Raw genomic sequence first — 18,219 nt, 5'->3', positions numbered from 1 at the left:
CGTTCGCGATTCGCCGCCGACGGCTGTGACACTGGAGGGGCTCGAAAACCGAGGTGCGCTCCGCCGTGCCTCCTTGCGAACCTAGAGGGATGCCCGCAGTGAGTTCTCCCGCAGTCCAGTCCGCCACCGTACCCGCCGAGGGCCCCGGAATCGGCGGGCTGGCCGCCCGTCTGCCCGAGCTGACCCTGCGCGACCAGGTGCGGATCGGGCGCCGGCTGGAGGGGGCCCGTCGGGTCCGCAAGCCCGAGGCCCGGCAGAAGGTCGCCGCCGAGATCGCCGCCGAGATCGACCGCGCCGAGGCGGTCGTCGAGCGGCGCCGGCGCGCCGTCCCGAGGATCGGCTATCCCGCCGAGCTCCCGGTCAGCCAGAAGAAGGACGAGATCCTGGCGGCGATCCGGGACCACCAGGTGGTGATCGTCGCGGGCGAGACCGGCTCCGGCAAGACGACCCAGATCCCGAAGATCTGTCTGGAGCTCGGCCGTGGCGTGCGCGGCCTGGTCGGCCACACCCAGCCGCGCCGGATCGCCGCCCGCACGGTGGCCGAGCGGGTCGCGGAGGAGCTGGACAGCCCGCTCGGCGAGGCGGTCGGCTGGAAGGTCCGGTTCACCGACCAGGTCGGCCAGGACACCCTGGTCAAGCTGATGACGGACGGCATCCTGCTCGCGGAGATCCAGACCGACCGCGACCTGCACCAGTACGACACCCTGATCATCGACGAGGCGCACGAGCGCAGCCTCAACATCGACTTCATCCTCGGCTACGTCAAGCAGCTGCTCCCCCGCCGCCCGGACCTCAAGGTCGTGATCACCTCCGCGACCATCGACCCGGAGCGCTTCGCCCGGCACTTCGGCGACGCCCCGATCATCGAGGTCTCCGGCCGCACCTATCCGGTCGAGGTCCGCTACCGGCCGATCGTCGACGAGGCCGACGACGAGGCGGACGAGGCCGACCGCGACCGGGACCAGGTCCAGGCGATCTGCGACGCCGCCGAGGAGCTCCAGGCCGAGGGCCCGGGCGACATCCTGGTCTTCCTCTCCGGCGAGCGCGAGATCCGCGACACCGCGGACGCCCTCGGGAAGCTGAAACTGAAGAACACCGAGATCCTGCCGCTGTACGCGCGGCTCAGTTCGGCCGAGCAGCACAAGGTCTTCCAGCGCTCCCGCAGCCGCCGGATCGTGCTGGCCACCAACGTGGCCGAGACCTCGCTGACCGTCCCCGGCATCAAATACGTGATCGACCCGGGCAGCGCCCGGATCTCCCGCTACAGCCACCGCACCAAGGTGCAGCGGCTGCCGATCGAGGCGATCAGCCAGGCCAGCGCCAACCAGCGCAAGGGCCGCTGCGGCCGCACCTCGGACGGCATCTGCATCCGGCTCTACTCGGAGGAGGACTTCCTCTCCCGCCCCGAGTTCACCGACGCCGAGATCCTGCGCACCAACCTGGCCTCGGTGATCCTCCAGATGACGGCGGCCGGCCTCGGCGACATCGCCGCCTTCCCGTTCCTGGACCCGCCGGACTCGCGCAACATCAAGGACGGCGTCGCCCTGCTGCACGAGCTGGGCGCGCTCGACCCGGAGGAGAAGGACCCGCGCAAGCGCCTGACCCAGCTGGGCCGCAAGCTCGCCCAGCTCCCGGTGGACCCGCGGATGGCCCGCATGGTGCTGGAGGCGGACCGCAACGGCTGCGTCCGCGACGTCATGGTGATCGCCGCCGCGCTCTCCATCCAGGACCCGCGCGAGCGCCCGGCCGAGAAGCGCCAGGCCGCCGACGAGCGGCACAAGCGGTTCAACTCGGAGACCTCCGACTTCCTCTCCTACCTGGCGATGTGGCGCTACGTCCGGGAGCAGCAGAGCGAGCTCTCCTCCTCGGCGTTCCGCCGGATGTGCAAGGCGGAGTTCCTCAACTACCTGCGGATACGGGAGTGGCAGGACATCTACGTCCAGCTGCGCACCGTCGCCAAGCAGTTGGGCGTGACGATCGAGGAGCCGCACCCCACGGGACAAGAGGGCGAGCCGGACGCCGACCGGATCCACCAGTCGCTGCTGGCCGGCCTGCTCTCCCACATCGGTCTGTTCGACGTGGAGAAGCGCGAGTACGGCGGTGCGCGCGGCGCCCGCTTCGCGGTGTTCCCGGGCTCCGGCCTGTTCAAGAAGCCGCCGCGCTGGGTGATGTCGGCGGAGCTGGTGGAGACCTCCCGGCTCTGGGCGCGGATCAACGCGAAGATCGAGCCGGAGTGGGTCGAGCCGTTGGCCGGCCACCTGATCAAGCGCAGCCACAGCGAGCCGCACTGGGAGAAGAAGGCCGGCGCCGTCATGGCGTACGAGAAGGTGACCCTCTACGGGATGCCGGTCGTCGCCCAGCGCAAGGTCAACTACGGGAGGATCGACCCGGAGCTCTGTCGCGAGCTGTTCATCCGCAACGCGCTGGTCGAGGGCGACTGGGAGACCCACCACCGGTTCTTCGCGGAGAACCGCAAGCTGCTCGGTGAGGTCGAGGAGCTGGAGAACCGGGCCCGCCGCCGGGACATCCTGGTGGACGACCAGACCCTGTTCGACTTCTACGACGCCCGGCTGCCCGACGAGATCGTCTCCACCCGGCACTTCGACTCCTGGTGGAAGAAGGCCCGGCACGAGCAGCCGGACCTGCTGAACTTCGAGAAGTCGATGCTGATCAACGACGCCGCGGACGGCGTCACCGAGGCCGACTACCCGGACCACTGGCAGCAGGGCAAGCTCCGCTTCAAGCTGACCTACCAGTTCGAGCCGGGCAGCGACGCGGACGGCGTGACCGTGCACATCCCGCTGCCGGTGCTGAACCAGGTCACCGCGGAGGGCTTCGACTGGCAGATCCCCGGTCTGCGGGAGGAGCTGGTCACCGCGTACATCAAGTCGCTGCCGAAGGCGATCCGGCGCAACTTCGTTCCGGCGCCGGACTTCGCCAGGGCGGCGCTGCGCGCGGTGAAGGACCGCCAGGAGCCCCTGCTCCCGGCCCTGGAGCACGCCCTGAAGCGCCTGACGGCGGTCACCGTGCCCCCGGAGGCCTGGGACGACGACCGGGTGCCCGATCACCTCAAGGTGACCTTCCGGGTGGTGGACGGGCGCCGCAGGCTCGCCGAGTCCAAGGACCTGGAGGAGCTGCGGCTGAAGCTCAAGCCGAAGCTCAAGGAGACGCTCTCCTCGGCCGCTTCCGGCCAGGGCATCGAGCAGAGCGGGCTGACCGCCTGGCCGGCCTCGCTGCCGGTGCTCCAGCGCACCTTCGAGCAGCGTTCGCGCGGCCACTCGATGCGCGCCTACCCGGCCCTGGTGGACGAGGGCCCGTCGGTCGGCGTCAAGCTGTTCGACACCCCGGAGGCGCAGGCCCGGTCGATGTGGGAGGGGACGCGGCGGCTGCTGATGCTGACCACCACCTCCCCGGCCAAGTCCATCCAGGGTCGGCTGGGCAACCAGGCGAAGCTGGCGCTCTCGCACAGCCCGCACGGCTCGATCGGCGCCCTGTTCGAGGACGTCGTGGCCGCCGCGACGGACCGGCTGATGACCCTGGCCGGCGGGCCGGCCTGGGACGAGGCGGCCTTCGGCAAGCTGCACGACAAGGTGCGCGCGGACCTGTACGACCTGTCCGCGGACACCACGCTGAAGACGGCCACCGCGCTGATCGCCTTCCACAAGGCCTCGACCCGGCTGAAGTCGGTGAGCAGCCCGGTGCTGCTGAACGCGGTGAACGACGTCCGGCTGCACCTGGCCTCGCTGGTGCACCCGGGCTTCGTGACGGCCACCGGCTGGCAGCGGCTGCCGGACCTCAAGCGCTACCTGCTGGCGGTGGACCGTCGCCTGGAGGCGCTGCCCAACCACCCGCAGCGGGACGCCCAGCAGCTGCTGAAGGTGCAGCAGGTGCAGCAGGAGTACGGGGAGCTGCTGGCGGCGGTGCCGGCCGGGCACCAGCCGTCCGCGGAGGTGCGGGCGATCCGCTGGATGATCGAGGAGCTGCGGGTCAGCTTCTTCGCCCAGTCGCTGGGCACGCCGAGCCCGGTGTCGGAGAAGCGGATCACGAAGGCGATGGCGGCGGCGCGGGCGACGCTCTGACCCGGGTGGCCGTGTGAGCTGCGGTGGGCCTTCAGGAGCCAGTTCGACCTGGGGGCCCACCATGGGCTACAGTCTGTCTTGTTCGCAGCGCGGCAAGCGAGTGAACGAGATCAGGAAACACTCTGGTCCCGTGGAGCAGTTGGTTAGCTCGCCACCCTGTCAAGGTGGAGGTCGCGGGTTCAAGTCCCGTCGGGATCGCCGCAGTGCGAGAGGCCCGGAACCGTCAGGTTCCGGGCCTCTCGCTTTTGACCGTTCGGCCCACTACCCCGGCCAGGTCTAGACCACAAGTGACGGACCGTGTGACGGTCGTCACGGAACCTCCCCAGGAATCGGCCCCGTACGACCCTTCCCGGAACCCCGTTAATTTAATATGTAAAATTGTACAGCTATTCACTGTAAATCCCCCCCGCCCCACGCGCATCAAATCGTTATCCGGAGTTCAACATTCCGACCACTCGCCCGGGCACGGAACACCCTCGGGCGGGCACGACAAAGGGGCCGCTTACCGGACCCGGCGGAGTCCGGTAAGCGGCCCCTTTAAAGAGCCTTTGGCCTATCAGGCCTCAGTGCGCTGGGCGGGAATCCCGGCCAGCAGAGCGCGCACCTCCGCCTCACGGTAACGGCGGTGACCGCCGAGCGTGCGAATCGACGTCAGCTTGCCTGCCTTTGCCCAGCGAGTGACCGTCTTCGGGTCCACGCGGAACATGGTGGCAACCTCTGCCGGCGTCAGCAGCGGCTCAGCATCAGGGGTACGAGCGGTCATGAGCGGCCTCCTCGGGAGAACCGAACCAGGGCGGTTCTATCCTTCAAATTCTGCACCTTGGCCCGCGATGCCCGAAATGGCATAGACGGGCCGAGTCGGTTATAGGACGAACGGCTTGTCCTGGTGTCTACAACTACACCATCCGTCCAGCCCTATCGACCAAACCGCCAAAATTGACCCCTCACGGGTTCAAGGCCGACGGATGGCGATGGACCACCCCATAACGGACAGTCACATAGCGATGACATCCGGTTACGAAGGGACCAGACCCTCCGTTTCCCCGCAAAGCACGCATCGACTCCAGAACCACCCAAAAGTGGGCACGCTCACGTGAAGTTGGGCTGGTTGTCCCATTTTTGCACATAGGGGTAAGTTCGCGTCAACGGTGAGTAGTGTCACGTTCGGCAGCTATTGACCCGAACCAGGACCTTGGTCATCGGACGTGCGGTGCTTAGGACTCTTACAGTCATACACGCGCGGTCGGACATCAGTTCGCGTGCCGCAGCGCCAGCACCCGGCGCCACCGCACCGTCAGCTCCCCGTACACGCGCAGCGCCTCGGCGGTGTCCCCTGCCCGCAGCGCCCGCAGCCCCTCCTCCAGTTCCCCCGCCGAACGGTCCGCCAGCAACCGCTCCGGACCCAGCAGATGCACCAGACCCCCGTAGTCCAGTTCCACCAGCGAGCGCGGATGGAACTCCTCCAGCCAGCGCCCGACCCGCTCCGCCCCCTGCACCAGCTCCCCGTCCGGCACCGCCTCGCGCAGCGCCCGGAAGGCCCGCGCCACCCGCCGGCGCGCCTGCGCCATCGGCACCAGGTAGAACAGCGCCGCCGGCCGGCCCCCGGGCCCGTCCTCCCCTTCCCCTCCCGGTCCGTCCGCGGGTCCGTCCCCGCCCGGCACGAAGCAGCGGTCCTCGTCCCCGAACGGCAGGAACCAGCGCACCGGCACCTCCCACCGGCTGGTCAGGATCCACGGCCGGGCGTCCGGGTGCTCGGCCCGCCAGCGCTCCCGGTCCGCCTCGGCGGCCGCCCGGGTCACCGGCGGCAGCGCGGTGTCCAGCAGCGCCACCGGCGCCCCGGCCCGCAGCTCCTCCAGCGCCTGCCAGCTGCGCAGTCGGGTCGCCCACGGGCAGACGTACAGTACGCCGTCCACCACCCGCAGGTACGCCCGCCCGCTCTCCCGCTCGGGCAGCGCCCGGGGCGTGCGGGCGGCCAGCCCGGCGAGCGCCTCCCGCTGCTCCTCCAGCACCGCCGCCGCCACCGGCTGCGACGGCTCGGCGGCGTCCGGACCGCGCTCCGCCGCACAGGCCTGCCAGTGTGCCCGCTCGGGCTCCGGATAGGCGGCCAGCGGCTCGTAGACCCGCAGGTGGGCGGCGTAGGGCGGTTGTACGGAAGTACGTACGACGGTCACGTCCTGCATGGTCGCACGCACCGCCCGGCCCCGGGAGGGCGCGCCCCCGAACCCGTTCGCGCCCGCACCCCGTCCGCCTTCCCGTCTCACTCCTCGGACGACCGGCCCCAGCTCGGACAAGACGGCCGATCGGCGGCACCGGCGCGGCTACGCTTCGCCTCAGACGCCCGCACCACAGCAGCGGGCCTTCGATACTGGAGTCACCACAGTGACCGACGTACAGACCCCCGCCACGCACTCCGCACCCGGCGTGCTCAGCAGGATCTTCCGTACCGAACAGGACGGCGCCCCCGGCGACGGTCACGAGCAGGTCGTCCTCTGCCACGACCGCAGCTCGGGCCTGAAGGCGATCATCGCCATCCACTCGACCGCCCTGGGCCCGGCCCTCGGCGGCACCCGCTTCTTCCCGTACGCCTCCGAAGAGGCGGCGCTGGAGGACGCGCTGAACCTGTCCCGCGGAATGTCCTACAAGAACGCGCTGGCCGGCCTGGACCTCGGTGGCGGCAAGGCCGTCATCATCGGCGACCCGAACAAGGACAAGAACGAGGCGATGCTCCGGGCCTACGGCCGCTTCGTCGAGTCCCTGCGCGGCCGCTACATCACCGCCTGCGACGTGGGCACCTACGTCCAGGACATGGACGTCATCGCCCGCGAGACCGAGTTCGTGACCGGCCGCTCGCCCGAGCACGGCGGCGCCGGCGACTCGTCCATCCTGACCGCCTTCGGCGTCTTCCAGGGCATGCGCGCCAGCGCCCAGGCCCGCTGGGGCCAGCCGACCCTGCGCGGCAAGCGGGTCGGCGTCGCGGGCGTCGGCAAGGTCGGCCACTACCTGGTCGGCCACCTGGTCGCGGACGGCGCCACGGTCGTCGTCACCGACCCCTTCGAGGCCGCGGTCAACCGGGTGCGCGCCGCCCACCCGGAAGTGGAGGTCGTCGCCGACACCACCGCCCTGCTCCAGGCCAAGCTGGACGTCTACGCCCCCTGCGCCCTCGGCGGCGCGCTGACCGACGCCACGGTCGCGGCGCTGGGCGAGTTCGGCACCTCCGTCGTCTGCGGCGCGGCCAACAACCAGCTGGCCCACCCGGGCGTCGAGAAGGACCTGGCCGACCGCGGCATCCTCTACGCGCCGGACTACCTGGTGAACTCCGGCGGCGTCATCCAGGTCGCCGACGAGATCGACGGCTTCAACTTCGAGCGGGCCAAGAACAAGGCCACGAAGATCTTCGACACCACCCTGGAGATCTTCACCCGGGCGACGGCCGACGGCATCCCGCCCGCGGTCGCCGCCGACCGCCTGGCCGAGAAGCGGATGCGCGAGATCAGCGCCCTGCGCACGGTGCTGCTGCCCGGCGCCCGCCGCGCCTGACGGGTCGACAACCGACCGGGTGATGCGCGGGGGGCCGTGGGGACGGTCCCCCGCGCATCACGATGTGGAACCGGATTCTCACTTCTCCCGCCGAACGGGTGATCCGAGGCCCCCCTAGGGGGGATAATCAGTCCTGGAACGACGGACCTCAGACACCTCTGGACAGCGCGCAAAACGCCGCAAAACCTCCCTTGACCTGGGAAGACCTGGTCGCGGGTGCGGTCGGTGCGCGCCACGTCACACCGACGACGTACCGTCCAGCGGCGGAAACAGGTACCGTTAATGCTCCAAGGGACGGTCCTCCCATTCGGGCAGGCCGGTCCTGATCATGAACACGTGTCAGACTCGGGGCCGTGAGCCCCATCGTTGAGGGGGTCGACCCATGGGGCGCGGCCGGGCCAAGGCCAAGCAGACGAAGGTCGCCCGCGAGCTGAAGTACAACAGCGGCGGGTTCGACGCTAACCGTCTGTCCAACGAGCTGGGCGTATCTCCGTCCACCGCCTCGATCGAGCCGGAGCCGATCGAGGAGGAGGAGGACGACCCGTACGCGGAGTACGCAGCCCGCTACGCCGACCTCGACGACGAGGACGACAACGGGCCAGGCACCGGGGCGTCCCAGGCCTCCCGCCGCTCGTAGCCACAGCAGTCCCGCCGACCGGTTCGGGCACCCGCCAGGGCGCCGGACCGGTCTTCGGCGTTCCCTCGTGCCAGTCCGCCCCGCCCGGCGTCCCCTCGTGCCGGACCACCCCGCCCGGCGTTCCCCCGTACGGTCCGCCGACCGGTTCCGCACGGTCCGCCGGCCGCCTCCACCGCACGCGAGAGGGCCCCTCCGGTGCTCCGGAGGGGCCCTCTCGTCGTCACGCCGGGGTCAGCTCGCCCGGAAGCCCTCGTAGGCGTTGTAGAGGGCCGCGCCGCCCTCGTGCCCGTCGCCGCGCTCGACGATGTCGCCGAGCAGCCAGGCCTCCACGCCGCGGTCCTCCAGGATCGACAGCACGACGTCCACCGAGTGCGGCGGGACGACCGCGACCATGCCGACGCCCATGTTCAGCGTCTTCTCGATCTCCAGGGTGGCCACCTTGCCGACCTCTGCGACCGTCTGGAAGACCGGCAGCGGGGTCCAGGTGCCGCGGTCCAGGCGGGCGTGCAGGCCGTCCGGGACGACCCGGGCCAGGTTGGCCGCCAGGCCGCCGCCGGTGACGTGCGAGAAGGCGTGCACCTCGGTGGCGCGGGTGAGCGCCAGGCAGTCCAGCGAGTAGATCCGGGTCGGCTCCAGCAGCTCCTCGCCGAGGGTGCGGCCGAACTCCTCGACCTTGCGGTCCAGCTTCCAGCCGGCCTCGTTCAGCAGCACGTGGCGGACCAGCGAGTAGCCGTTGGAGTGCAGGCCGGAGGCGGCCATCGCGATCACCACGTCGCCGGCGCGGACCCGGTCCGCGCCGAGCAGCGCGTCGGCCTCCACCACACCGGTGCCGGCGCCCGCGACGTCGTACTCGTCCGGGCCCAGCAGGCCCGGGTGCTCGGCGGTCTCGCCGCCGACCAGGGCGCAGCCGGCCAGCGCGCAGCCCTCGGCGATGCCCTTGACGATCGCGGCGACCCGCTCCGGGACGACCTTGCCGACGCAGATGTAGTCGGTCATGAACAGCGGCTCGGCGCCGCACACCACCAGGTCGTCGACGACCATGCCGACCAGGTCGTGGCCGATGGTGTCGTGCTTGTCCATGGCGGCGGCGATGGCCACCTTGGTCCCCACGCCGTCGGTGGCCGAGGCCAGCAGCGGCCGCTCGTAGTTCTTGAAGGCGGACGCGTCGAAGAGGCCGGCGAAACCGCCGAGACCGCCGACCACCTCGGGGCGGTTGGCCTTCTTCACCCACTGCTTCATGAGCTCGACGGCGCGGTCGCCCGCCTCGATGTCGACACCGGCGGCGGCGTAGGTGGCACCGTTCTGGTTGCTGGTCACTGCGTGCGGCCCTTTCGGGTCAGGTGGGGGTGGTTCTACGGAACAGCAGGGGGTGGAACAGCGGTGGGGCCCCGGTTCACGGGACCCCACCGTCGGTTCGTTACGGCCGGCGCAGCGCGTCGGCCGCGCCCGCCCCGCCGAGCAGCGACTGGACGCCGTCCAGGTCGCTGCCGCTGGTCGGCTTGCCGCGGACGGCCGGCGGCTGCTGGCCGCCCTTGATCTCGGCCTCCAGCAGGAGCTTGCCGAGCAGCGCCGGATCCGGCAGCTCCATCGGGTACTCGCCGTCGAAGCAGGCCCGGCAGAGCCGGTCCTTCGGCTGCGCGGTGGCCTCGATCATGCCGTCGATCGAGATGTAGGAGAGCGAGTCCGCACCGAGGGTGCGGCCGATCTCCTCGATGGTCATGCCGTTGGCGATCAGCTCCGCGCGGGTGGCGAAGTCGATGCCGAAGAAGCAGGGCCACTTCACCGGCGGCGAGGAGATCCGGATGTGCACCTCGGCGGCGCCGGCCTCGCGGAGCATCTTCACCAGCGCGCGCTGGGTGTTGCCGCGCACGATCGAGTCGTCCACGACCACCAGGCGCTTGCCCGCGATGACCTCGCGCAGCGGGTTGAGCTTGAGCCGGATGCCGAGCTGGCGGATCGTCTGGCTGGGCTGGATGAAGGTGCGGCCCACGTAGGCGTTCTTCACCAGGCCGGAGCCGTACGGGATGCCGCTGGCCTCGGCGTAGCCGATCGCGGCGGGGGTGCCGGACTCGGGCGTCGCTATCACCAGGTCGGCATCGACGGGCGCCTCCTTGGCCAGCCGGCGGCCCATCTCCACGCGGGAGAGGTGCACGTTGCGGCCGGCGATGGAGGTGTCGGGGCGGGCCAGGTAGACGTACTCGAAGACGCAGCCCTTGGGCTTGGCCTCGGCGAACCGGGAGCTGCGCATCCCGTTCTCGTCGATGGCGATGAGCTCGCCGGGCTCGACCTCGCGGATGAAGGAGGCGCCGCAGATGTCCAGCGCCGCCGTCTCGGAGGCGACCACCCAGCCGCGCTCCAGCCGGCCGAGCACCAGCGGGCGGATGCCCTGCGGGTCACGGGCGGCGTAGAGGGTGTGCTCGTCCATGAAGACGAGCGAGAACGCGCCCTTGACCTGGGGCAGCACGACCTTGGCCGTCTCCTCGATGGAGAGGTCCGGGTGGCCGGCGAGCAGCGCCGTCACCAGGTCGGTGTCGTTGGTCGCGGCGCTCCGGCCGGAGCGCGAGACGTGCTCCTCGCCGGGGAGTTCGGCGACCATGGCCGCCAGTTCGGCGGTGTTCACCAGGTTTCCGTTGTGCCCGAGGGCCAGCGAACCGTGAACGGTCGCCCGGAAGGTCGGCTGGGCGTTCTCCCAGACCGAGGAACCGGTGGTCGAGTAGCGGGCGTGTCCGACGGCGATATGCCCGTGCAACGACCCCAGCGAGGCCTCGTCGAAGACCTGGGAAACGAGGCCCATGTCCTTGAAGACGAGAATCTGGGAGCCGTTGCTCACTGCGATGCCCGCGGATTCCTGACCGCGGTGCTGCAGGGCGTAAAGGCCGAAGAACGTGAGCTTGGCGACCTCCTCGCCGGGAGCCCAGACACCGAAGACGCCACAAGCGTCCTGGGGGCCTTTCTCACCGGGAAGAAGATCGTGGTTGAGTCTTCCGTCACCACGTGGCACGCCTTCGAGTCTAGGGCAGTTGACCCGGGCTGTCGGACCCCGGGACTGCGGGTTTGTCCGGCGATCGCGAGTTGATGCGCGTAGACAAAACCCCTTACCGGCCGGGGATTTCGGGTGGGGGGAATTCCGGCGGGCGGCGCTTGGCCTTGTGGTTCGCGCCTGTTGGGGAGTTCCGGGTGCGCGGCGGCGGGGGTCCGGGCACGGACGAACGTGAGCCTGCTCACCCGGCGTTCCCCCACCCGTCGCCCGCCGGCCGCCCACCGGTCGGGCGGGCGTTCGGGCGGGCGTTCAGGCGGCCGGCAGCAGCAGGCCCCAGGCTCCCGGGTGCACCGTCCAGGTCCGCGCCCGGACCGGACCGACCGGGCGGCCGTCGGCCTCGTAGTCGAAGCCCCGCCCGACCACCGACACGCTCGCCGCCCGGGCGCGCACCAGGGCGCCGGAGGCGGCGACCACCACCTCCATCTCGCCCGTCCCGTCCGAGGCGCCGGACGGGAGCGTGACCTGGACCAGCCGGACCGGCCGGTGGACGTCCGCGAGCAGTCGGCCGTCCGCCTCGACCCGGACGCGGGAGCTGTGGTCGGCGCCGTCCGGAGTGAGTGCGTTCGCCTGCTCGGCCGCAGCCAGTTTCGCCCATAGCGAACGCCAGCCACCCGAACGGCCCACCATGCGCCGCGCACCCCCGCCGGTGATCCGCACCCCGCCCAGCGCCACCCCGCCACCGTCGTCCACCAGTAGGTCCAGCCGGCGCGGCGCGCCCGACAGCACCGCCCGCGCGGCCCGCACCGGCTCCCCCGGCACGCCGAGCGCGCGGGCCGCCGCCAGCTCCTGCGAGCGGCCGACCGGAACCATCCCCACCGGTTCCGTGCCCAGCTCACGCTGGCGATGCAGGGCCTGGAGCACCCGCTGCAGCGCGAGGTCGGAACCGATCACCACCGGTCGCCTCCGGCCCCGGTGCGAAAGCACCCGGTCGAGCTCGGAAGGGCTCTCCGGAAAGGCCACCTTCACGTCCGCGCCCCCGCAGAGCACGTCCTTCGCGATCCGCACCGACTCGCCGTCGGTCTGCCGGGCCACCGGGTCGAGGAGCAGCAGGAGCGGCTCCGGGCCGCCGGTAGCAGGCGTGGACAGGGACGACACGACCGGTCCTTCCTCAGGTAATCTCTCGGTGCAAGAGCCCCTTGCGCCATTGCGCCAGGGGCTTCGTCTATCTCGGGGCAGACTGCGGCCTACGCAGGATGCCCCAACCGGAAGGGGTGTACGCCTGTGCCGGCACTCGTGCTCGTTGGCGCTCAGTGGGGAGACGAGGGCAAGGGGAAGGCCACCGACCTCCTCGGTGGCTCCGTGGACTACGTGGTCCGCTACCAGGGCGGCAACAACGCCGGTCACACGGTGGTCATCGGCGACCAGAAGTACGCCCTGCACCTGCTCCCTTCCGGAATCCTCAGCCCGAACGTGACGCCGGTGATCGGCAACGGCGTCGTGATCGACCCGGCCGTGCTGCTCTCCGAGCTGGCCGGCCTGAACGAGCGCGGCATCGACACCTCCAAGCTGCTGATCTCGGGCAACGCCCACCTGATCACGCCGTACCACCGCACCCTGGACAAGGTCACCGAGCGCTTCCTCGGCAAGCGCCGGATCGGCACCACCGGCCGCGGCATCGGCCCGACCTACGCGGACAAGATCAACCGCGTCGGCATCCGGGTCCAGGACCTGTTCGACGAGTCGATCCTGCGCCAGAAGATCGAGGCGGCGCTGCACGACAAGAACCAGATCCTGGTCAAGCTGTACAACCGCCGCACCATCCCGGCCGACCTGGTGGTCGAGGAGTACCTGGGCTACGCGGAGAAGATCAGGCCCTTCCTCTCCGACACCACCCTCGTCCTGGACGAGGCGCTGAAGGCGGACAAGGTCGTCCTGCTGGAGGGCGGCCAGGGCACCCTGCTCGACGTCGACCACGGCACGTACCCCTTCGTGACCTCGTCGAACCCGACCGCGGGCGGCGCCTGCACCGGCGCCGGCATCGGCCCGACCAAGATCGACCGGGTCATCGGCATCCTCAAGGCCTACACCACCCGCGTCGGCTCCGGCCCGTTCCCGACCGAGCTGCTCGACGCGGACGGCGAGGCGCTGCGCCGGATCGGCGGCGAGCGCGGTGTCACCACCGGCCGCGACCGCCGCTGCGGCTGGTTCGACGCCGTGATCGCTCGCTACGCGACCCGGGTCAACGGCCTCACCGACTTCTTCCTCACCAAGCTGGACGTGCTGACCGGCTGGGAGCAGATCCCGGTCTGCGTCGCGTACGAGATCGACGGCAAGCGGGTCGAGGAGCTCCCCTACAACCAGTCGGACTTCCACCACGCCAAGCCGATCTACGAGACGCTGCCGGGCTGGACCGAGGACATCAGCAAGGCGAAGTCCTTCGCCGATCTGCCGAAGAACGCCCAGGCGTACGTGAAGGCGCTGGAGGAGATGTCGGGCGCGCCGATCTCCGCCATCGGCGTCGGCCCGGGCCGCGACGAGACGATCCAGATCAACTCGTTCATCTGAGCCGGACCCCGCTCTTCACCGAGGGCCCCGCAGGACGCACCGTCCTGCGGGGCCCTTCGTCATCCCGGATCCTCCGCGCTGGATCCTCCGCACTGGATCTTCTGCGCTGGGGGCTTTCGCACTAGTTCAAACATCTATTGCCTCTAGTGCACAATCGGGCTACGTTCGGATCATGACCGCGAAGCAGCCCGCACCCGTCACCCTCACCGGCCGCCACATCCGCCTGGAGCCGCTGGAGCGCCGCCACCTCGCCGACCTCTGGACCGCCGTCGGCCCCGACCCCGACGTCTGGCGCTGGACCATGTCGCCGCCGCCCGGCTCGCAGGAGGAGCTCGGCGCGATCCTCGACACCCGGATCGCGGAAGCGGCCGCGGGCGAGTCGGTGAACTTCGCCGCCGTCGACCTCGCGAGCGGCCGGGCCGTCGGCGTCACCGGCTACCACGACCACAGCGCGCCGGACGAGTCCGTGGAGATCGGCGGCACCTGGTACGCCCGCTCGGTCTGGCGCACGGCGGTCAACACCGAGGCCAAGCTGCTGCTCCTGCGCCACGCCTTCGAGGACCTCGGCATGGGCCGGGTCTTCTGGAAGACCGACGCCCGCAACGAGCGCTCCCGCGCCGCGGTCCTGCGCCTCGGCGCCCTGTACGAGGGGACCCTGCGCCGCCACCGGCTGCGCCCCGACGGCAGCTGGCGGGACAGCGTCTACTTCTCGATGCTCGCCGACGAGTGGCCGGCGGCCGAGTCCCGGCTGACGGAACGGCTCTCCCGGGGCTGAGCCGCGCCCCGGCCGGCCGCGGCGGCTACTTCCGGTCCCCCGCGGCGGCATGGCCGGCCGCCAACTCGCGCTTCACCGCGCGGAGTTCGGAGGGCTTGACGTTCACCAGCCAGACCAGCCAGCCGACGAACAGGACGGCGAGCAGGAGCGCCGACAATCCGGCGACGAGAAGCGCATTCACCGGGATGCGGAAATGCGCCGGGACGGGTGGGGCCGGTGGGGCCGATGGGGAAGGCCGAGTACAGAGGGGAGGGGCATGGCTGTCTCCGGTCGATGATTTCGGGCGCCGCGACCATGCATCTGATGTGTCATTACGGCCGATTGACGACTGTTTGACGACTGTTTAGGCGGCAACAAGTCAGCGAGTGACACGGATGACCATAGGGTCAAGGTGCCAGAGTTGCTACCGAGCGGAACGACGTTCACTCCATCGTGGGGTATCCCCCATTTCGGTAGCTAGGGCCCGGCACGCGCGGCACACTTCACCGGAAGCATCGACGCCAGCCGCGACCCGGAGAAGAGAGTCATGCCACCCCGCTTGTCGCCGACCGTGCGCCAGCAGCGCCTCGGGATCGAGTTGCGCAGGATGCGCGAGCTCGTGGGCGTCACGCCCAAGAGCCTGGCCGCCACCATCGGCACCGACCTGCCCAAGATCTCCCAGATGGAGAACGGGAAGTCGGGCATCAGCGCCGAGCGGCTCCGGATCTGGGCACTCACCTGCGGATGCGCGGACGGCCCCTACCTGGACGCGCTGCTGACGATGACTCAGGACCGGCGCAAGTACTGGTGGGACGGCTACCGCGGCCGGCTGCCGAACGCGATCATCGACATCGCGGAGATGGAGCACCACGCCTCCTCCCTTTCCATCCTGAACAGCACCTTCATCCCCGGACTGCTGCAGACCCCGGAGTACGCCGCCGCGGTGTTCGAGCGGCTCCCCCCGCAGTACCGGCAGGAGGCCGACGTCCGGAAGTCATTCCGGATTCGGCGCCAGCAGATCTTCGTCGACCACCCGAAGCCGTACAGCGCATTCCTGCACGAGTCCGCGCTGCGCATGCAGTTCGGCGGTCCGGAAGTACTGCGCGACCAGTTGCGGAGCCTGTTGGAGAATTCCGAACGGCCCGGTGTGGAGATCCGGGTGATCCCGTTCAGCGTGCCCACCTACACCGGCTCCGGAGAGAGCCTGTACCTCGCCCGCGGACCCGTCCCGGAACTCGACACCGTCCAGATCGATCTCTCCCACGGGCCGAAATTCGTGCACACCCAGGCCGAATTGGCCTCCTACCGCCGGATCAAGGAGGAGACCGCGGCCATCGCGCTCGGGCCGGACGAGTCCCGGGACTTCATCCGGGCCTTGCTGAAAGACTTCGCATGAGTACCTGGCGCAAGGCCTCGGCCAGCGGCGAGAGCACCGACTGCGTCGAGGTCAGATCGGCGGGCGAGCTGGTGGAGATCCGAGAGTCCGACCGGCCCGAGGTCGTCGTGCAGACCACCCCCCGCAAGTGGGCCGCCTTCGTCCGCGGGGTGAAGTCCGGGGAGTTCGACCGGTACGGCGACTTCACCCGGCCGTGACGCCCGGCCCGGACGTGCCGTCCACGCCGCCCCGGAAATGCCGTCCGCCCCGGCCCGGAAGCACGGTCCATCCCGCTCCGGACGTGCGGTCCATCCCGCTCCGGACGTGCGGTCCGACCCGCTCCGGAAGTGCCGTCCGCCCCGGCCCGCCGCGTGCGCCAGGGCCCTCCGCTTGCCCTAGGCTTGCAGCCCACAGTGGACCCCTGCGCCTGACACGGCACTCCGGGTGGGGTGCGCGTGCGGGAGAAATCGGAGCATCCGAGGATGGCTCGGCACCTGATCACCAGCGCCCTTCCGTACATCAACGGGATCAAGCACCTGGGCAACATGGTCGGGTCCATGCTCCCGGCGGACGTCCACGCCCGGTACCTGCGCCGACGAGGGCACGAGGTGCTGTTCATCTGCGCCACCGACGAGCACGGCACGCCCGCCGAACTGGCCGCCCAGGAAGCCGGGTTGCCCGTCGCGGAGTTCTGCGCCCGGGCACACGACGCGCAGCGGGCGGTGTACGAGGGCTTCGGGCTCTCCTTCGACCACTTCGGCCGCAGCTCCTCGCCGCAGAACCGGGAGATCACCCAGGAGATCGCCCGCGAGCTGCAGCGCAACGGCTTCATCGAGGAGCGCGCGATCCGCCAGGTGTACTCCAACGCCGACGGCCGCTTCCTGCCGGACCGCTACATCGTCGGCACCTGCCCGCACTGCGGCTACGACAAGGCCCGCGGCGACCAGTGCGAGAACTGCACCCGGGTGCTCGACCCGACCGACCTGCTGGAGCCGCGCTCGGCGATCAGCGGCAGCTCCGACCTGGAGGTCCGGGAGACCCGCCACCTGTTCCTGCTCCAGTCCAAGCTCACCGAGGAGGTCGAGGACTGGGTCGCCGCCCACGCCGACGACTGGCCGGTGCTGGCCTCCTCGATCGCCCGCAAGTGGCTGACCGAGGGCCTCCAGGACCGCTCGATCACCCGCGACCTGGAGTGGGGCGTCCCGGTGCCCGCCGACGTGTGGCCCGAACTGGCCGCCGAGGGCAAGGTGTTCTACGTCTGGTTCGACGCCCCGATCGAGTACATCGGCGCCACCAAGGAATGGGCGGACGCGGCCCCGGCCGGGCAGCTGCGGGACTGGAAGTCCTGGTGGTACGAGGTCGACGAGACCGTCCGCTACACCGAGTTCATGGCCAAGGACAACGTCCCGTTCCACACCGTGATGTTCCCGGCCACGCTGCTCGGCTCGCGCCGTCCGTGGAAGAAGGTCGACTACGTCAAGGCCTTCAACTGGCTGACGTACTACGGCGGGAAGTTCTCCACCAGCCAGAAGCGCGGCGTCTTCACCGACGTCGCGCTGGAGCTGCTGCCCGCCGACTACTGGCGCTACTTCCTGATGGCGCACGCGCCCGAGTCGGACGACTCCAGCTTCACCTGGGACCTGTTCGCCTCGGTGGTCAACAAGGACCTCGCCGACACCCTCGGCAACTTCGTCAACCGGGTGCTCTCCTTCAGCCGCAAGCGCTTCGGTGACGACGTCCCGGGCGGGCACGCGCCGGGCCGGGCCGAGCAGCGCCTCGGCGAGCAGGTCGCCGCGCTGCTCGCCGAGTACGAGGCCCAGCTGGACGCGCTCAGCTTCCGCAAGGCGGCGCAGGCCCTGCGCGCGCTGTGGAGCGCCGGCAACGCGTACCTGGACGAGAAGGCGCCCTGGCTGCAGGTGAAGACCGACCCGGAGGCGGCGGCGCTGACCCTGCGCACCGCGATGAACCTGATCCACCTGTACGCGGTGGTCTCCGAACCGTTCATCCCGGCCACCGCGGCGGCGATGCGCGGGGCCTTCGCGCTGCCCGAGGACTCCCCGGCCGCCACCCGGGACTGGATCGCCCCGCAGGAGGCGCGGGCACTGGACCTGGTGCCGGCCGGGACGGCGTTCACGGTGCCGCCGGTACTGTTCGCCAAGATCACGGACGAGGACCTGGCGGCCTGGACGGCGCGCTTCGGCGGCTCGGCGGGCTGACCGGTGTGAACGGCCTCGCGGCGGCGCCCGGCCGATTTCCCGTTGCCCCGGCCGGTCGGAGGTTGCCACGATCCTT

General features: G+C 70.5%; 14 protein-coding genes and 1 tRNA gene. 9 read left to right on the top strand and 6 right to left on the bottom strand.

Translation table 11 applies throughout. From position 1 onward, the window contains the following. Positions 1 to 89: 89 nt before the first annotated feature. Together hrpA and ACZ6EM_RS12790 are read left to right on the top strand one after the other, a co-directional pair. On the top strand, positions 90 to 4,079 hold the full coding sequence (gene hrpA, locus ACZ6EM_RS12795) for an ATP-dependent RNA helicase HrpA (RefSeq protein WP_401049241.1): 3,990 nt from the start codon (positions 90 to 92) through the stop codon (positions 4,077 to 4,079). A gap of 124 nt (positions 4,080 to 4,203) precedes the next feature. Further along, positions 4,204 to 4,277: transfer RNA gene (locus tag ACZ6EM_RS12790), tRNA-Asp, on the top strand. 358 nt (positions 4,278 to 4,635) lie between these two features. Here the strand turns inward: ACZ6EM_RS12790 and bldC are convergent. Both bldC and ACZ6EM_RS12780 read right to left on the bottom strand, forming a co-directional pair. Next, positions 4,636 to 4,842 (bottom strand): developmental transcriptional regulator BldC, encoded by a 207-nt coding sequence (gene bldC, locus ACZ6EM_RS12785; RefSeq protein ID WP_014137253.1) that lies wholly within the window; start codon positions 4,840 to 4,842, stop codon positions 4,636 to 4,638. 487 nt (positions 4,843 to 5,329) lie between these two features. Beyond that, positions 5,330 to 6,250, bottom strand: a complete 921-nt coding sequence (locus tag ACZ6EM_RS12780) for a DUF8083 family protein (RefSeq protein WP_465772346.1) — start codon at positions 6,248 to 6,250, stop codon at positions 5,330 to 5,332. Positions 6,251 to 6,458: 208 nt separating this feature from the next. Between ACZ6EM_RS12780 and ACZ6EM_RS12775 the strand changes: the two genes are divergently transcribed. Beyond that, complete coding sequence (locus ACZ6EM_RS12775; protein WP_387693917.1) at positions 6,459 to 7,616, top strand: Glu/Leu/Phe/Val dehydrogenase dimerization domain-containing protein; 1,158 nt, start codon at positions 6,459 to 6,461, stop codon at positions 7,614 to 7,616. Between the two features lie 382 nt (positions 7,617 to 7,998). Further along, complete coding sequence (locus ACZ6EM_RS12770) at positions 7,999 to 8,253, top strand: DUF3073 domain-containing protein (protein WP_380351661.1); 255 nt, start codon at positions 7,999 to 8,001, stop codon at positions 8,251 to 8,253. 231 nt (positions 8,254 to 8,484) lie between these two features. On the opposite strand, the gene purM is transcribed toward ACZ6EM_RS12770, so the two are convergent. The 3 genes from purM to ACZ6EM_RS12755 all read right to left on the bottom strand — a co-directional run bounded on the left by purM (position 8,485) and on the right by ACZ6EM_RS12755 (position 12,388). Then, positions 8,485 to 9,570 (bottom strand): phosphoribosylformylglycinamidine cyclo-ligase, encoded by a 1,086-nt coding sequence (gene purM / locus ACZ6EM_RS12765; protein ID WP_359897972.1) that lies wholly within the window; start codon positions 9,568 to 9,570, stop codon positions 8,485 to 8,487. Between the two features lie 100 nt (positions 9,571 to 9,670). Next, positions 9,671 to 11,254 carry an amidophosphoribosyltransferase gene (gene purF / locus ACZ6EM_RS12760; RefSeq protein WP_359897974.1) on the bottom strand — a complete coding sequence of 528 codons (1,584 nt, stop codon included), beginning with the start codon at positions 11,252 to 11,254 and terminating at the stop codon, positions 9,671 to 9,673. A gap of 288 nt (positions 11,255 to 11,542) precedes the next feature. After that, entirely contained in the window at positions 11,543 to 12,388 is an 846-nt protein-coding gene (locus tag ACZ6EM_RS12755) for a diacylglycerol kinase family protein (RefSeq protein ID WP_380546262.1), read from the bottom strand. 126 nt (positions 12,389 to 12,514) lie between these two features. On the opposite strand from ACZ6EM_RS12755, the gene ACZ6EM_RS12750 reads away from it, so the two are divergent. Further along, entirely contained in the window at positions 12,515 to 13,798 is a 1,284-nt protein-coding gene (locus tag ACZ6EM_RS12750) for an adenylosuccinate synthase (protein WP_401052492.1), read from the top strand. 172 nt (positions 13,799 to 13,970) lie between these two features. After that, a complete protein-coding gene (locus ACZ6EM_RS12745; protein WP_401052495.1) occupies positions 13,971 to 14,573 on the top strand; it encodes a GNAT family N-acetyltransferase in 603 nt (200 codons plus the stop codon). A gap of 25 nt (positions 14,574 to 14,598) precedes the next feature. Here ACZ6EM_RS12745 and ACZ6EM_RS12740 read toward each other — a convergent pair whose 3' ends face one another. Next, positions 14,599 to 14,754, bottom strand: a complete 156-nt coding sequence (locus tag ACZ6EM_RS12740; RefSeq protein ID WP_359897981.1) for a hypothetical protein — start codon at positions 14,752 to 14,754, stop codon at positions 14,599 to 14,601. Positions 14,755 to 15,099: 345 nt separating this feature from the next. Here ACZ6EM_RS12740 and ACZ6EM_RS12735 point away from each other — a divergent pair, with 345 nt between their 5' ends. The 3 genes from ACZ6EM_RS12735 (at position 15,100) to metG (ending at position 18,143) form a co-directional block, all read left to right on the top strand. Further along, positions 15,100 to 15,948 carry a helix-turn-helix domain-containing protein gene (locus tag ACZ6EM_RS12735; protein ID WP_465772345.1) on the top strand — a complete coding sequence of 283 codons (849 nt, stop codon included), beginning with the start codon at positions 15,100 to 15,102 and terminating at the stop codon, positions 15,946 to 15,948. Beyond that, entirely contained in the window at positions 15,945 to 16,145 is a 201-nt protein-coding gene (locus tag ACZ6EM_RS12730; protein WP_401051235.1) for a DUF397 domain-containing protein, read from the top strand. Before ACZ6EM_RS12735 ends, ACZ6EM_RS12730 begins: the two co-directional genes overlap by 4 nt. Positions 16,146 to 16,409: 264 nt before the next feature. Further along, on the top strand, positions 16,410 to 18,143 hold the full coding sequence (metG, locus tag ACZ6EM_RS12725) for a methionine--tRNA ligase (protein WP_401051237.1): 1,734 nt from the start codon (positions 16,410 to 16,412) through the stop codon (positions 18,141 to 18,143). Positions 18,144 to 18,219 lie beyond the last annotated feature (76 nt).

This window comes from Kitasatospora sp. NPDC041917 (assembly GCF_055589745.1).
This window is presented reverse-complemented; position numbering and strand designations above follow the sequence as displayed.

Coding starts and splice junctions, on each gene's coding strand:
- bldC (WP_014137253.1), bottom strand. CDS start 4,842: ATGACCGCTCGTACCCCTGATGCTGAGCCGCTGCTGACGCCGGCAGAG.
- hrpA (WP_401049241.1), top strand. CDS start 90: ATGCCCGCAGTGAGTTCTCCCGCAGTCCAGTCCGCCACCGTACCCGCC.
- ACZ6EM_RS12745 (WP_401052495.1), top strand. CDS start 13,971: ATGACCGCGAAGCAGCCCGCACCCGTCACCCTCACCGGCCGCCACATC.
- ACZ6EM_RS12770 (WP_380351661.1), top strand. CDS start 7,999: ATGGGGCGCGGCCGGGCCAAGGCCAAGCAGACGAAGGTCGCCCGCGAG.
- ACZ6EM_RS12735 (WP_465772345.1), top strand. CDS start 15,100: ATGCCACCCCGCTTGTCGCCGACCGTGCGCCAGCAGCGCCTCGGGATC.
- metG (WP_401051237.1), top strand. CDS start 16,410: ATGGCTCGGCACCTGATCACCAGCGCCCTTCCGTACATCAACGGGATC.
- ACZ6EM_RS12730 (WP_401051235.1), top strand. CDS start 15,945: ATGAGTACCTGGCGCAAGGCCTCGGCCAGCGGCGAGAGCACCGACTGC.